This is a genomic window from Streptosporangium sp. NPDC000396, from assembly GCF_042898655.1.
GTDB lineage: Bacteria > Actinomycetota > Actinomycetes > Streptosporangiales > Streptosporangiaceae > Streptosporangium.
The window spans coordinates 145251-160016 of the sequence record NZ_JBIAZA010000015.1; the positions used below are offsets into that span (position 1 = coordinate 145251).

At 70.5% G+C, this 14766-nt stretch carries 15 protein-coding genes; 9 read left to right on the top strand and 6 right to left on the bottom strand.

Features of this window, described 5'->3' with window-relative positions:
- Window positions 1–36: 36 nt before the first annotated feature.
- Window positions 37–1056, bottom strand: a complete 1020-nt coding sequence (locus ACFY2X_RS24770; RefSeq protein ID WP_389941543.1) for an alpha/beta hydrolase family esterase — start codon at window positions 1054–1056, stop codon at window positions 37–39.
- A 237-nt stretch (window positions 1057–1293) separates the two neighbouring features.
- Between ACFY2X_RS24770 and ACFY2X_RS24775 the strand changes: the two genes are divergently transcribed.
- On the top strand, window positions 1294–3459 hold the full coding sequence (locus tag ACFY2X_RS24775) for an ATP-dependent RecD-like DNA helicase (RefSeq protein ID WP_389941546.1): 2166 nt from the start codon (window positions 1294–1296) through the stop codon (window positions 3457–3459).
- A gap of 263 nt (window positions 3460–3722) precedes the next feature.
- A complete protein-coding gene (locus tag ACFY2X_RS24780) occupies window positions 3723–4472 on the top strand; it encodes a hypothetical protein (RefSeq protein ID WP_389941549.1) in 750 nt (249 codons plus the stop codon).
- A 34-nt stretch (window positions 4473–4506) separates the two neighbouring features.
- Here the strand turns inward: ACFY2X_RS24780 and ACFY2X_RS24785 are convergent, their stop codons facing one another.
- A complete protein-coding gene (locus ACFY2X_RS24785) occupies window positions 4507–4932 on the bottom strand; it encodes a hypothetical protein (RefSeq protein ID WP_389941551.1) in 426 nt (141 codons plus the stop codon).
- A 115-nt stretch (window positions 4933–5047) separates the two neighbouring features.
- Here ACFY2X_RS24785 and ACFY2X_RS24790 point away from each other — a divergent pair, with 115 nt between their 5' ends.
- The 3 genes from ACFY2X_RS24790 (at window position 5048) to ACFY2X_RS24800 (ending at window position 7654) form a co-directional block, all read left to right on the top strand.
- A complete protein-coding gene (locus ACFY2X_RS24790; RefSeq protein ID WP_389941554.1) occupies window positions 5048–5992 on the top strand; it encodes a hypothetical protein in 945 nt (314 codons plus the stop codon).
- A gap of 105 nt (window positions 5993–6097) precedes the next feature.
- Window positions 6098–7489, top strand: coding sequence for a ferric reductase-like transmembrane domain-containing protein (locus ACFY2X_RS24795; protein ID WP_389941557.1), 1392 nt, complete (start codon window positions 6098–6100; stop codon window positions 7487–7489).
- A 21-nt stretch (window positions 7490–7510) separates the two neighbouring features.
- Complete coding sequence (locus ACFY2X_RS24800) at window positions 7511–7654, top strand: hypothetical protein (RefSeq protein WP_389941560.1); 144 nt, start codon at window positions 7511–7513, stop codon at window positions 7652–7654.
- A 59-nt stretch (window positions 7655–7713) separates the two neighbouring features.
- Here ACFY2X_RS24800 and ACFY2X_RS24805 read toward each other — a convergent pair whose 3' ends face one another.
- Complete coding sequence (locus ACFY2X_RS24805; RefSeq protein ID WP_389941563.1) at window positions 7714–8580, bottom strand: NAD(P)-dependent oxidoreductase; 867 nt, start codon at window positions 8578–8580, stop codon at window positions 7714–7716.
- 148 nt (window positions 8581–8728) lie between these two features.
- Between ACFY2X_RS24805 and ACFY2X_RS24810 the strand changes: the two genes are divergently transcribed.
- Window positions 8729–9715, top strand: a complete 987-nt coding sequence (locus tag ACFY2X_RS24810; protein WP_389941566.1) for a helix-turn-helix transcriptional regulator — start codon at window positions 8729–8731, stop codon at window positions 9713–9715.
- 27 nt (window positions 9716–9742) lie between these two features.
- Here the strand turns inward: ACFY2X_RS24810 and ACFY2X_RS24815 are convergent, their stop codons facing one another.
- The 3 genes from ACFY2X_RS24815 to ACFY2X_RS24825 all read right to left on the bottom strand — a co-directional run bounded on the left by ACFY2X_RS24815 (window position 9743) and on the right by ACFY2X_RS24825 (window position 12911).
- Complete coding sequence (locus ACFY2X_RS24815) at window positions 9743–10768, bottom strand: lytic polysaccharide monooxygenase (protein ID WP_389941569.1); 1026 nt, start codon at window positions 10766–10768, stop codon at window positions 9743–9745.
- A 128-nt stretch (window positions 10769–10896) separates the two neighbouring features.
- On the bottom strand, window positions 10897–12237 hold the full coding sequence (locus ACFY2X_RS24820; protein ID WP_389941572.1) for a sensor histidine kinase: 1341 nt from the start codon (window positions 12235–12237) through the stop codon (window positions 10897–10899).
- Window positions 12234–12911, bottom strand: coding sequence for a response regulator transcription factor (locus ACFY2X_RS24825; protein WP_389941575.1), 678 nt, complete (start codon window positions 12909–12911; stop codon window positions 12234–12236). Before ACFY2X_RS24825 ends, ACFY2X_RS24820 begins: the two co-directional genes overlap by 4 nt.
- A gap of 50 nt (window positions 12912–12961) precedes the next feature.
- On the opposite strand from ACFY2X_RS24825, the gene ACFY2X_RS24830 reads away from it, so the two are divergent.
- The 3 genes from ACFY2X_RS24830 to ACFY2X_RS24840 all read left to right on the top strand — a co-directional run bounded on the left by ACFY2X_RS24830 (window position 12962) and on the right by ACFY2X_RS24840 (window position 14759).
- Entirely contained in the window at window positions 12962–13558 is a 597-nt protein-coding gene (locus tag ACFY2X_RS24830; protein ID WP_389941578.1) for a hypothetical protein, read from the top strand.
- Window positions 13559–13628: 70 nt separating this feature from the next.
- On the top strand, window positions 13629–14144 hold the full coding sequence (locus ACFY2X_RS24835; RefSeq protein WP_389941581.1) for a MarR family winged helix-turn-helix transcriptional regulator: 516 nt from the start codon (window positions 13629–13631) through the stop codon (window positions 14142–14144).
- A gap of 90 nt (window positions 14145–14234) precedes the next feature.
- On the top strand, window positions 14235–14759 hold the full coding sequence (locus tag ACFY2X_RS24840; protein WP_389941584.1) for a hypothetical protein: 525 nt from the start codon (window positions 14235–14237) through the stop codon (window positions 14757–14759).
- Window positions 14760–14766: the final 7 nt, after the last annotated feature.

The following is a 14766-nucleotide window of genomic DNA, read 5'->3' on the forward strand; positions in this document are numbered from 1 at the left end:
CGATGGCGCCACCGCTCCCGTCACCCGCCACAGGGCTCAGGACTTGGGGTGGGTGACGAAGAAGTCCCAGATGACGGCGGTGGCGTCGAGATCCCGGGACGGCGGGTCGGCCTGTTCGCGGACGACCTCGCCCCCCGGCCACTGGTGACCTGCCCCGTCAATGGTGGTCAGGCGGACGGCTCGGCCTCCCCGGCAGCCGGCGAGCTCGGTGGTGACCGGGCCCGACCGGGAGACGGCAGGACGGCCGCACCGGTCGACCCTGCGCCAGCCGGCGATGACCTCCGGCACGGGCGGCCCGTCGATCCTGGCGGCTCCGGTGCCGGGGGCGCCGTCGAAGCGCACGGTCTGGTCGGCCAGGCCGTGAATGTGGACGATCGAAACGGGCTCCGGCCCGGGGCAGTCGCCGAGCCGGGTCGTGGCCACCGGCCCGATCGCCGCGAAGATCGTGGTGTCGCAGGCCAGCCGGTAGGCCATCATGCCGCCGTTGGACATCCCCGTCGCGTACACCTGCCGGGGGTCGATCCTCAGCTCGCGGCCGATCCGCGCGACCATCCGGCTGATGAAGGCGACGTCGTCCACCTGACGGCGGCCCGGCTTGCCGCAGCAGCCGTCGCCGACGTTCCAGGCCCTGCCGTACCCCTCGGGGTAGGCGACGACGAAATGCCGCCGGTCGGCCTCGGCGTTCCAGCCGTACGACTCCTCCGCCTGCCTCGCCGAGCCGAAGCCGCCGTGCATCATCACCACCAGCGGCGCCTTCGCCGGGAGCGACGCGGGCCGGTGGACCCGGTAGCGGCGTTCCAGCCCGTCGACGATGATCGTGTGAACGGAGGTCCTGCCCCCGGCCACCGCGACGCCGCCGCCCGCCGTACTCACCGCGTTCGCCGCCACACCGCCCACCGTACTCGCCGCCACACCGCCGCCCGCCGTACTCGCCGCACTCGCCGCACTCGCCGGGGCACCGTTCCTCTCGGCGTACGCCGCAGTGCCGCCCCCCACCGCGTACGCCACGGCCGATACGGCGAGCGCCACCGCCGCGCTCGTACGGATCACTCGCATGCCTGCACTCCCATCGCTCGGTGAATGACAGCCGGAAGTGAACCGGATCTTTTTGGCAAATTCATGAGATTCACCGCCGGACCCCGCCGAACCGGCGGCCAGGCCTCCAGAGAGCGGCCGTCCCGGGTTTGCGCACCTCAAGAACCTTCTCAAAAGCCGCGGACGTGACTTGAACTGTCGTACGCGCCCGCTAGTGTCCTGCGATGAGGTGCCGCACATGATCCCGGGGAGCGTACGGTGACCGTGCTCGCGAAGCCGTACCCGGCGGACGTGGAAGTCTCCGTCGAGCAGCTGGTGTATGTCCGCGAAGACGAATACACGGTCGCGCGCATGAGCGCCGAGGGCCTGACCGGGTTCGTCGCCGCGGGCCGCGCGCTGGCCGGGGTGCAGCCGGGCGAGACGCTGCGACTGACCGGAGAGTGGGACGAACACCCCCGCCACGGCAGCCGCCTGATGGTCAAGCAGTGCGAGCGGGTGGTCCCCTCCACCGTGCGCGCCATCATGCTGTACCTCGGCTCGGGCCTGATCCGCGGGATCGGGCCGCGGCTCGCCCACGCCATCGTCAGCCACTTCGGCGAGGAGACGCTCACGGTCATCGACACCGAGCCGGAACGCCTCAGGGAAGTCGTCAACATCGGCGCCACGCGGCAGGCGCAGATCGTTCAGGCGTGGGCGGAGCAGAAGGCGGTCGCCGCGCTGATGGTCGTCCTGCAAGGCTTCGGGATCAGCCCGCTGCTCGCGGCCAAGATCTACCAGGCGTACGGAAACGACTCGCGCGACGTCCTCCTCTCCGACCCCTACCGGCTGATCGGCCAGGTCAGAGGGATCGCCTTCGCCACCGCCGATCGGATCGCGCTGCGATCGGGGGTGCCGGAGCACAGCCCGCAGCGGATCAAGGCGGCGGTCCTGGACAGGCTGGAGACGGCCGCCGCCCGCGACGGGCACTGCTTCCTGCCGCTGCCCGCCCTCGTCGCCGCGGCGGCGAACCTGGTCGGACAGGAGGAAGACCTGATCCACCGCGCGGTCGACGCGCTGGTCGCCGAGCGCCGGGTGGTCGTCGAGGCGTCGCCGTCCGGCCAGGACCAGGCGGCGGTGTACGCCAAGGAGCAGCACAGCCGGGAGGTCATGCTGACGGCGCACCTGGTCAGGCTCTGCCGGGCCCGCTCGACGTTGCCGCTGCGCGCGTTCGCGGAGGACGAGGGGCTGGACGAGGACCAGCGGGCGGCCGTGAACCTGGCGCTGACCAGCACCGTTTCCGTGCTGACCGGCGGGCCCGGCTGCGGCAAGAGCCACACGCTGAAGGTGATCGCCGCGACCGTGCGGGCGATGGGCGGCACGGTCACCCTGACCGCGCCGACGGGCAAGGCCGCCAAGCGCCTGTCGGAGCTCACCGGTCTGCCCGCGATGACCGTGCACCGGATGCTCGCCCAGCAGCCGGAGCCGGAGGAGGGCACGCTGTTCCAGCAGTCCCCCGCGAAGGCCGACCTGGTCGTGGTGGACGAGGCCTCGATGCTGGACCTTCAGCTGGCCACCCGGCTGGCGGCCGCGATTCCGGCGGGCAGCCACCTGCTGCTGGTGGGTGACAGCGACCAGCTCCCCAGCATCGGGCCCGGCAGCGTGCTGGCCGACCTGCTCCGTGTGGAGGAGATTCCACGCATCCGGCTGACCCGCGTCTTCCGGCAGGCGCAGGACAGCGGAATCGTCCAGGCCGCCCACCGGATCCGGGCGGGTGAACTGCCCGCGCTGCCCGGCCGGGGCGGCTTCTGGTTCGAGGAGCTCGACGATCCCGACCACGTGGCAGAGCGGGTGGTCCATCTGGCGACAGAGGCGATCCCCCGCAAGCAGAACATCGGCAGGGACCAGATCCAGGTGCTGTGCCCGATGCGCAAGGGAGCGACGGGAACCGTGGAGCTCGGCCGCAAGCTGCAGGAGCGACTGAACCCCGCGCGCGAGGAAGCGGCCGAGCACTGGTCCGGCCCGTCGGTCTTCAGAGCGGGCGACCGTGTCATGCCCATCCGCAACAACTACGACAAGGGCGTGTTCAACGGGGAGACCGCCACGGTCACGGCGGTGAACCCGCAGGAGCGGATGATCGAAATCCGCACCGGCGACGGCGAGAGCGTGGAATACGCCTTCGACGAGCTGGACGAGCTGACCCACGCCTACGCGATCAGCGTGCACCGCTCCCAGGGCAGCGAATACCCGTTCGTGGTGGCGCCGATCGTGGCCGAGGCCGGCGGCGTGATGCTGCACCGCAAGCTGCTGTACACGCTGGTCACCAGGGCGAAGTCGTGGGTGGTCCTCGTCGGCCAGCGCGAGGCTCTGGAACTGGCGGTGCACCGGCTCGGCTACCGCAGGAACACCGGCCTGTCCTTCCGGCTCGCCCTGAGCCTGGAGAGCTGACGGCGGCCCCACACCGGGGTTACCGGCCACGGGAAGGTGTGCGGAGCTTCGACCAAAGTCTTGATTTCCGCGACTTTGGTAGCCGCTCTCCCTGCGCGGCGATACCGGCCGACGGCGAACCCGGCGGCGGTAGGCAGGCCCAGATTATCCGCTTCACCAGGGAGAACGTCTCGGCGGCGATCATGGAGCCGTTCGGTCACCGGCATCGGGCGGCCGTCCGCACGGCTCATGGGCGCGAAGAGGCCGGTGCTATTTTTCTGGTCATGCCGCCTGAACCAGGTTCCCAGGAGAACGCGACCGTGGTAGGGCCGACGACGTCGGAGCGCGCCCTCGTGTGGATCGGGTTTCCGCTCCTGGGCGGAGCGGGCGGCTGGGCGCTGAAGGCGCTGGCCCTCTGGGCGGTCTCGCTGCCGTGGGTGCCCTTCCATGGCCCGCTCAAACTCTTCGCCTCCCTTCCCGACCAGGTGGCCCTGATCGGAAGCCTGGCCCTCGGTGTGCTCGCGGGCGTGGTGCTCGTGTTTCTCGCCGAGAAGGACTACGTGACCGTCAAGGTCGAGGACGACCAGGTCACGCTCACCCGAGGCGGCTCCTCGCGAACCGTGCCCCGCGCGTCGATCAGCGGGGTGTTCCTTGAGGACAAGCGGCTGGTGCTGCTCGGCCACGCGGCGGAAGAGCTCGCCGGGCACAGCGCTCATCACGGAGCCGACCTGCCCGACGCGAAGGGGCTCGCGGAGGCCTTCACGGCCCACCGATACCCGTGGCTGCCCGGCGGCGACCCGTACAAGGACGAATACCGGCGCTGGGTGGAGGACATGCCGGGCCTGCCCCCGGCCGCCAACGCGCTCTTCAAGGCCCGCGCCCGGGCACTCGACAAGAACGACGTGGACGACATCACGCAGCTGCGCGACGAACTGGCCACGCTCGGCATCGTCGTCCGCGACGAGAAGAAACGGCAGTTCTGGCGCCACACCCACCAGCCCACACAGCGGCCCGGTAACACGCCCACTCCCTGAACGGCTGCCTTCCGGCGCCCGGGACGGCACGGTCCTAGGCGGTCAGCAGCCCGATGCCCAACGCCAGCACCCCGGCGGCGAGGCTGACGACGCCCGCCCACAGCAGGGCGATGAGCCCGTTGGGACGGGTGACGTCCTTGCCGAGGGAGGACAGGAAGAACCCGGCCGAGATCAGGATCGCGGCGACGGGCACCCCCAGCCGGGCGACCCAGCCGGTGAGGCCGGCCAGACCCGTCGCGTCGGCCAGGATCAGGCCGACCAGGCTCAGGGTGACCAGGACGCCCGCGTGCGCGTGACCCGCCCGGGCGAAGGATTTCTGGAAATCGGTCATCGGTATGGCGCCACTCACAATGCGCAGCAGGAACGTACCACCGAACTCGATGGTGACGATGCTGATGAGGATCAGGCCCGCGATGATGCGGCTGGGGTCGCTGAGAGTGAGCACAAGCAGTCCCTTCACGGTGAAACGGATGTCAATAATCTGGCTTGTGGCCCATGCGAAAACCAGCGATCCTGACCTCAGGAAGCTGTAGCGGGAGACTTCAGCTTCCTGCAGCGAGACTGAACGGAAGCACGTGAACCTTTCCAGCCTTGGCATATCCGCCGACGAGGAGCGGATATACCGCTTCCTCCTCCAGCACCCGGGCAGCCCCGCCGAGGCCATCGCGGCCTCACTCGCCCTCGACCCGGAATCGGTGAGTGCCGGGCTGAAGCGCCTGTACGCGATGGAGCTCGCACGGCTGGACGCCACCGCGACCGCCTGGCCCGCCAACCCCACCGTCGCCGTGGAACGCCTGGTCCAGCGCCGCCAGGACGAGATCAGCCAGAGCCTGCGAGACATCGCCGCGGCCAGGGGCGCGATCCCCGACCTCGTCACGCATCAGTGCGTCATGGCGAGGGACAGGGCCGATGAGCACATCTACGGCCTGGCAGAGGTCAACAACTACATCGACGACCTGCTCTACTACGCGCACGAGGTGCTGTCCATGCACCCTCGCGTCCCCAACGAGGAGCTACTGCCCAAGAACATCCGCGCGCTCAGCAGGAACATCACCATGCGCACGATCATCCGCCGGACGGCACTGAAGGTGCAGGCGATCCCCTACTACCGGAAGCTGCATGACGCGGGCGACCAGATACGCGTCATCGACGACCCCGTCCAGAAGATGATGATCTTCGATCGCTCGGTCGCCCTCCTGCCCGTCGAGCCGGACAACCCCGCCCGCGGCGCGCTCGTCCTGCGCCATCCGGGCGCGGTCATCACCCTGGTCGACCTGTTCGAACGCACCTGGAACTCCGCCGACGACCTCCTCGCCGTGCTCGACGACAAGCCGCCGAACACGATCGAGAGACAGGTGCTCGACATCCTCTCCCGTGTCGGCAAGGACGAGGCGGGGGCCCGGGAGATGGGGGTGTCGGTCCGGACCTTCCGCAAGCACGTGGCCGATCTGATGTCCCACCTGGGCGCGGCCAACCGGTTCCAGGCGGGCCTCCTGGCCAAGAGCAGAGGCTGGCTCTGATCGGATTCGCACCAACGTGTCCCTTTTTCAAAGATCACACAAGCGACCCTTAACGTCGCCATAAGACACGAATGATCAGCGAAAACGCGTCCTACCGTGCTGATCGTGCTGATCGTGACGAAACCCCCGGCCAAGCATGGGCCGCCGGTGAGCCACCGTTCCAGACGCTCGCGCTGGCACACCACGACTCCGCCGAAGGTGAGCCCTCGCGTGTTCCTGCGGAGCGTCATCGCCGGGGGCGGGCTCGTCATCGGGCTCTGGGCGGTTCAGGTCGTACCGTCGCTGCGAGCCTCGGCGCTGCTGGCCACCGGGGCGCACCTGACCGGGCTCCTGGCGGGCTACGGCATCTGGGTGGCCCTGCTGCTGATGGCCCGGATTCCCGCCGTCGAACTGGGCGTGGGCGCCGACCGGCTGGCACGCTGGCACGCCTTCGGCGGGCGGTGGGTGCTCGGCCTGTCCGTGGCGCACACGTTGCTGGCCCTGTGGGGTTTCGCCGCCCACACCGGGACGGGCGCCGCCGGAGCGGTACGCGGGCTGGTCGGCTACCCGGCGCTCGCGGCGGCCACGGTGGGCATCTTGATCCTCGCCGCGGTGGGCGTGATCTCGGCCAGGGCGGTACGCAGGATGGTGACCTACGAGGCTTGGCGCTCGGTCCACCTGCTCGCCTACCTCGGCGCGGCCCTCGCCTTCGCCCATCAGCCCGCCGGCCCGGACCTGGCGGGAATTCCCGTCCTGGCCTGGATCTGGTCGATCATGCACGCCCAGGTCGCGGTTCTGCTGGTGTGGTATCGCCTGATAGTGCCGGTACGGCAGGCCCTGCGCCATTCCCTGCGCGTGGCCGGGGTTTTCGCCGAGGGCCCCGGCGTGGTCTCGGTCTACATGGTCGGCAAGGACCTGAACGCTCTCCAGGTCGAGCCCGGCCAGTTCTTCCGCTGGCGCTTCATGACCCGGCGGTTGTGGCGTACGGCGCTGCCGTTCTCGCTGTCCGCCCCGATCTGGGAGGACACGCTACGCATCACGGTGCAGGTGGTGGGCGGCCACACCCGACGGATCCGGCGGCTGCGCCCGGGAACGCGGGTGCTGGCGACCGGGCCGTTCGGGGCGATGACCGGGCGGAGCCGTACCCGCAGAAAGGTGCTGCTGCTGGCAGGAGGGGTGGGCATCACGCCGATGCGGGCGCTGTTCGAAACGCTGCCCGGCGGGCCGGGCGACATCACGCTGCTGTACCGGGCGAGCTCGGCCGATCGGCTCGTGTTCACCGCGGAGCTGGAGGCCATCGCCCGGCGCCGGCATCGCCGCCTTCACTATCTCCTGGGCTCCTCCAGGGGCATCGGCAACCCGCTCACCCCCGCCAAACTCCGCGAGGTCGTGCCTGACATCGCCGAGCACGACGCCTACGTGTGCGGTCCTCCCCAGATGACCGCCGCGTCGATCGGGGTACTGCGCCGGGCCGGGATACCCCGGCGCCGCATCCACTTCGAGTTGTTCGAGTTCTGAAGAGTTCAGAGGGTTTCGCGAATGACACTGCTCAACCGCCTGGGCATCGCCGCCGCCCTGGCCGCCGCCGCCCTGGTCACGGGCTCGCTGCTGACCGTCGTGCACCCCGACGCCCCGCCCGCCCCCGATCGGGTCGCTCACGCGAGCGACTCGGGGCAGCGCTGAAGGAGATTCCGGCGGCCGCTTCGAGAGCCCCACCTGAGGCCGGCGGCCCGCCTCGCGGGTCACGCCGGGGAACCAGGCGCCCTCTGCTCGTTGACGGTGCTCCAGTCCTCGTGGCCGCGACCCTGCTCGACGGCCTCGGTGAAGATCGACAGAACCCCGTCCAGAATCGGGTGGTGGACCTGTTCGGACATGAGCGCCGCGTAGCTCAGGTCCTTGAGCGCCCACTCCGCGGAGAAGTTGATCGGCTCGGGCCGGGCGCCGAAGCTCTTCCAGGCCAGTTCCGTGATGACCCCGCCGGGACGGTCCACAAGCGCCGGGCCGACCTGCGCGGGGTCCAGCCCGGCCGCGGCGGCCAGCTTGAGCGCTTCGCCGAAGGCGGCCAGGTGGACCGCCTGAAGGGCGTTGAGCACGAGCTTGAACCGCGTGCCCGAACCGGCCGGGCCGAAGTACTTGACCTCCCTGGAGATCGAGCCGAGCACCGGGTCCAGCGCGGCCAGCCTCGAACGATCGCCACCGGCCAGCATCACGAGGTTGCCGGTCTGGGCTCCGGCGCTGCCACCGGTGAGCGGCATGTCGAAGAAGATCAGACCCCGGCGCTCGCATTCGGCGGCGAGTTCCTCCACCCAGCCCACCGACAGCGTCGCCGAGGCGATCAGCACCGTCCCGGGTGAGGCGGCGGCCACGATGCCGTCGGGCCCGAGCCACACCTCGCGGGAGGACTCGTCATTGGCGGTGACTTCGAAGACGACATCGGCGCCGGCGGCGGCCTCTGCCGGGCTCTGGGCCCGGACGGCCCCGGCCTCCACCAGGTCGTCGGCGCGGCCAGCGGTCCTGTTCCACACTGTCACGTCATGCCCGTGCTTGAGCAGGTTGTCGGCCATGCCCCGGCCCATGATGCCCAGACCCACAACGGCGACTTTCCCCATCACTGCTCTCCTGTCGGTTCGCTTCATTCGGTACGCAGAACAGTCTGCGGCGCGGATCCGGCACGAGGCAGACCTTCTCAAGGGGGGCCCTGGCAGGGCACCCCACGGCGATCCGGGTGCGGGTCATACTTGTGAGGTGGACGGTCGGATGAATCTTGGAGAGTTCCTGCGGTCGCGACGGGCTCGGGTGAGCCCGCAGGACGCCGGTCTGCCGGCGACCACGGGACGGCGCCGCACCGCCGGCCTGCGCCGGGAGGAAGTGGCGATGCTCGCGGGGCTGAGCATCGAGTACTACACGCGTCTGGAGCAGGGCAAGCAGAGCAGGCCGAGCCCGTCGGTGCTGGAGGCCATCGCCGGTGTGCTGCGACTGGACGACGACGAGCGCCGGCACCTGTTCGAACTCGGCCACACAGCCGGTCCTGCCGGTGGGGCGGCGCCCGCCGTGCCGGCACGAGCGTTGCGGGCGGAGATTCGCCGCATGCTCGACATCGTCCAGCCCTATCCGGCCTATGTGCTCAGCCGGGCCAATGACCTGCTGGGCGCCAACGCTCAGGGGCTGCGGCTGCTGCCGGGCATCGAGCAGTGGCCGGCGCAGGCGCGGAACACGGCGCGTTACACCTTCCTGCATCCGGACGCCAGGCGGCTGTACGTCAACTGGGACGAGGTCGCCGCGGCGACCGTGGCCCACCTTCGGGCGGTCGCCGGGGCGAACCAGGACGCCCCCGACGTCACCGGGCTGATCGGTGAGCTCATCGTGAAGAGCCGCGAGTTCGCGGCGATGTGGGAGCGGTACGACGTGCGGACCCGCACGAACGGGCGCAAGTGTTTCGAGCACCCGAGCGTCGGGCGGATGACGCTGGGCTACGAGGTCTTCACCGTGACCCGCGACGATGGGCACCGGCTGGTCGTGTACCAGGCCGAGCCCGGCACGCCCGATCACGACGCGATGATGCTCCTCGGCTACGCCGGTTCACCGCACGCCGAGACCGGCACGGATGGAGCGGATGGAAACGCGGCCGGGAGCACCGACGGGAGCAGGGGCGGAAGCATACGTGGAAACGCGGCCGGGAGCGGTCGCCGGGCGGCGGCCGCTCCCGAACCTGCGCAGGCGGATTCCGAGAAGCGCGGAGCCTGAGCGGACGGAACCGGTCGGCGGACGAGGTCAGTTGACCGTGATCGGGGTGCGGGCGAACGAGCCGTTGGTGCACCGGACGGTGACCTGGTACCGGCCGGACGGGGCGTTGGCCGAGACGGCGAGCGTCGGGGACCAGGCGACAGTGCCGGCCGGCGGGTAGTTCGAGCGCTTCGCGAAGGCGCTGGAGTAGACCTGGATCACCGCGCTGTCGGAACAGACCGCGGTCACGGTGACGGTCTGGGCACGGGCGACGGTACGCCGGCTGACCCCGACGCCCGCGCTGATCGCGGACAGATCGCCGGGGTCGCCGTGGCCGCCGTGGTCACCGCCGCCGTGGGTGGGCGTCGGGGTGGGCTTGGGGGTGGCGGTGGGCTTGGAGGGCGGGGTCGGCGCCGGGGTGGGGTTGGTGCCGGTGCCGCCGCCGAAGACCACGTCGGAGCAGGAGTAGAACGCCTCGGGGCTGTCGCTGCGCTGCCAGATCGAGTAGATGAGGTGACGGCCCTTCTTGGCGGGGAGGGTCGCGTTCATCACGTAGGAGCCGTTGGACATGCTCGGGTCGGCCTGGGTGAGGAAGGGCTTGGCCTCAAGGTCCGACCACTTCAGCGGCTTGGACGGGTCGTAGCCGTCCTTGGTGACGTAGAGCTCGAACATGCCGCGGTGCGGGGCCGTACCTCGGTAGGTGAAGGTGAACTTGCCACCCGACGGCAGGGAGGTCGCGGGCCAGTCGACGCGGGCCTGGTCGAGGCCCCGATACTTGTCACGGCCGGCGCTGCACAGCTTGCCGTCCGGGATGAGCTCGCGGTGGCGACCGGCGGCGGAGGCGATGTTGACCTCGTTCCAGTCGTAGAGCGGCTGGGTGCCGCCCATCGCCACGGCCTGTTTGCAGGCGGCGGACCTGGGGTTCTCCGGATTCTCGGTGTAGCAGACCAGGCCGCGGCTGGGCGGGTTGTTCATCGTGCCGTGCGCGTGGGCCGAGCCGGGGATCAGCGTCAGAAGCAGGACCGACGGGGCGGCGATCACAGCGGTGGCCATGGCCTTGCGACGCGCGTTCATATGACTCCTCCAGGGGTGGCGATTGGATGACCCCCACCCTTGCGGAGCCGAGATGGCCGAAAAATGCGTTTTAACTCTGCTTAAGGTCGACTTATGTCGATCTTCAGTGGCTTGCGCCAACGCGTGCTTCAGGGCGCCGGATTCTTGCGTGACCAGCGGTTGCCGACCAGCCGCCGGGCCGCGCGCGGAGCGCGATCGCGCTGATCGGTGCGGAACCACAGCTGCACCCTGGCGCCGCCGAGAGCGGAGACGTCGATCCGCAGCGTGCCGCCGGAGGCCTCGGCGAGCTGGCGGGCGATGTCCAGACCCAGCCCGGTGGATCCCGAGCCGCTGGCGCCGCGCCGCAGCGCCGCCTCGGGGTCGGGAATGCCCGGGCCCGCGTCGGCGATCAGCACGCCGACCGTGCCGGAGCCCTGGTGCAGGGTCACGGCGAACGCCGCGCCCTCGGGGGTGTGGCGGAAGACGTTGCCCAGAAGCGCGTCCACCACGGCACTGAGCTCGGTGGCCGCGACCGGGACCCGGACCGGCTCCGAGGCTCCGACCAGCTCCCACGGCCGCTGCTGGTCCTCGGCCAGGGCCGACCAGAAGGTCAGCCGTTCGCGCAGCACGTGGGCGGCGTCACAGGAGACGAACTCCACCGCGCGGGAGGGCTGCCGAGCCGCTGTGATGATCTTGTCCACCTCGGACTCCAGACGGGTCAGGGCCTGACGGCTCTGCTCGGCCTGCGGACCCAGGTGATCGAGGCTCAGCCGGAGCGCGGTGAGCGGAGTGCGCAGCCGATGCGACAGGTCCGCGGCCATCTCCCGCTCGGCGGCGAGCAACTGGACCATCCTGTCGGCCATGGCGTTGAACGCCTCCCCGGCGGCGACCAGCTCGGGTGGGCCCGTGGGCTCGATGCGGACGCTGAAGTCCCCGGCCCCCAGAGAGGCGGCCGCCCGGCCCAGGCGCTGGGCCGAGCGCACCACCCGCACCCCCAGCCGGTCGGCGACCAGCACCGAACCCGCGACGAGCACCACCGCGAGCCCTGCCAGCACCGCCCACGAGGCGGCGACGTCCCGGGTGAGGCTCCCGGCGGGCACGAAGATCTCGATGACCGCGGTCCGGTCGCCGTCCAGGGCGACCGGGCGCAGCAGGAGGTAGCCGGTGCCGGTTTTCGCGGTCACCGCCCGCGTCAGCCGACCGGCCGCGGCCACCACCTGCGCGGGCGCCCGTACGGTGCCCGCCGAGCCGCCGCCGGGCAGGTGAACCGCGATCCGGTCTCGTGCCCCGGTGCTGGCCAGCGCGTGGGTCAGCCGGGCCGGGTCCACGGTGATGGCGAGCACCGGGACCAGCGCCGACGCCTGCCGTTCGGCCTCGGCCATGGCCCTGTCGTGGGCGATCTCCCTGACGATGATCCCGAGCGGGATCAGGAAGGCCAGGGCGATCATCGAGGCTCCGGCGACGGCGAGCAGAGCCAGGGTGCGTCTCATGAAGGTGCGGACAACATGACGCCGACGCCTCGCACGGTGTGCAGGTAACGGGGGGCGGAGGCGCTCTCCCCTAGCTTGCGGCGCAGCCATGACAGGTGGACGTCGATGGTCTGGTCGTCGCCGTAGGACTGCTGCCACACCTCGGTGAGCAGTTCCTTGCGGGAGACGACCCGGTTTGCCCGCGCGGCGAGGTAGGCCAGCAGGTCGAACTCCCGCCGGGTCAGGGTGAGCGGTGTGCCGTCCACGGTGGCCTCGCGCCGGTTCTGGTCCACCATGAGCGTGCCGACGTACAGCACCGGGGGTGGGGTCGCGGCCCGCGCCCGGCGTAGCACGGCCTCCAGCCGGGCGTTGAGATGGTCCCCGGAGAAGGGTTTGACCAGGTAGTCGTCCGCTCCGGCCTCCAGCAACCGGACGATCTCCGCCTCGTCGTCGCGGGCCGTGGCCACGATGACCGGGACGCTGGAGACACTGCGGACCATTTTCAGCGCCTCCGATCCGTCCAGATCGGGAAGGCCGAGGTCGAGGACCACGGCGTCCGGGGGATTCTGGGTGATCTCTCGCAACGCGTCGAGGGCGCGTGCGGCGCTGCGCACGGCGTGCTGGCGCCTGCCCAGTTCCTGGATGATCGCGGAGCGCACGTAATCGTCGTCTTCCACCACCAGAACCGTTGCCATGGGTCGTAACCGTAGTGAACAAAGAGACATGTGAGGTAATAATTCACCGCATGCGGCAAGCGCTGAGATACATCGCGGTATGGTGCGGGGCCACGACCCTGGCCGTCTCGGTGGCCTGGTTCGGTGTCCGCGACGTGCTGCGCAGCGAGGTCTTCGACGACGCGAAGATCGAACCGCTCAGCGCCGCGATCACCCGGACGGGAGCCGCGCCGCTTCCCTCCGGGGCGCCGTCCGGCCCATCAGGCCTGCCAAGCACACCGGCCGCGCCGGACAAGCGCGGGCGAGCCCACCGTACGGCCACCCCCGAGCCCGCGCGCACCACCGCCGAGCCGGAGCCGGCCCGTTCCCCGTCGAAGACCACCCGCACCCCGGCCCCGCCGGAGAACTCCACCGGCCCCGTCCCTTCCTCGACCCAGGTGCCGGAAGCCGGGGAGGATGTGCGGGTGGTGCGCGTCAAGGGCGGCTCGGCCTCGTTCGTCATCGAGGGCGGCGCCTGCCGCCTGGTCACCGCCGCACCCAATGCGGGCTACGAGACCAAGGTCTCCCAGGCCGACGGCTGGATCCGGGTGGACCTGGTCCAGGGCGGGCACGGCTCCGCCGTCTTCTGCATCGGCGGGGAGAACCGCACCGACACCTGGGAGTACTGACCGGCGGAGCCGTACGACCACGTCGCGTTTCCTTTGGCCGAAGATCTAACAGTGCTGTTATGTTATGGGCATGAGCTTTCCCACATCTGGACCAGGACTGCTCGGCACGCGGCTGCGGCACCTGCTCGAACTGCTGGACGCGGACATCGCGGCCGTCTACACCGACCTCGGGCTGCACGGGTTCCGCCCGAGGTTCACCCCGGTCGTCCGGGTGCTGGCCATCTCCGGCCCCGGTTCCATCCGCGACCTGGCGCACGCGCTCGGGGTGACCCACTCCGCGGCGAGCCAGACGGTGGCCCAGATGGCCAAGGAGGGCCTGGTCACCCTCACCCCGGGAGAGGACGCACGCCAGCGGATCGTCCACCTCACCCCGAAGGCCGAATCGCTCCTGCCGCCGCTGGAAGCGGAATGGACGGCCACCACCGCCGCGGCCACCGCGCTCGAGGCCGAGCTGTCGTTCCCCCTGAGCCGGCTCGTCGACGAGGCACTCGACGCCCTGCGCCGGCGTCCCATGCGAGAACGGATCGCCGCCGCGGCACCGGACCTCACCGCGCAAACCCACCCCGGCCCGGACCTCACCGCATAGACCACCCCGGTACATACTGTCGCGACCTCAAATGGTTCATATGAAAGCCCGAAATTCGCGACCGTCGTACTGACCAGGCACACTGTGCCCATGAGTCGACGGTCGCGGCGAGCGGCACTCCTGGCGGGGCCCGTCGCCGCCCTGGTGATGGCGACGGGCTGCACCGCCGGCGACGGAACCTCCCGGCTCGACGAGCCCGACGAGAAGGTGACCAGCGTGTCGGGTCCCACCGATCCCGCGCGCGATCCCGGCCTGTTCGCCGTCAACTCGCAGCGGCTCGGTGGTCCCATCGTCATCGACGTCCAGGGATACGTTCTCTATCGCAGTGACGCCGACGACGCGCACCCGTCGCGCTCCGCCTGCGTCGGCGGATGCGCCAAGACATGGCGCCCGATACCGGCCGGCAACATCACGAACCTGCGGATCGTCGGCATAGACCGGGCAAAGGTCGGCAAGGTCGTCAGACCCGACGGCACCGAGCAGCTCACCCTTTCGGGGTGGCCGCTGTACGGCTACAGCGGTGACCTCATGCCCGGCGACACCAACGGACACGGCCTGGACGGCTGGTCCGCGATCTCCCCCGCCGGCGCCAAGGCCGGTCGCTCCAGGCCCTGAGGCCCGA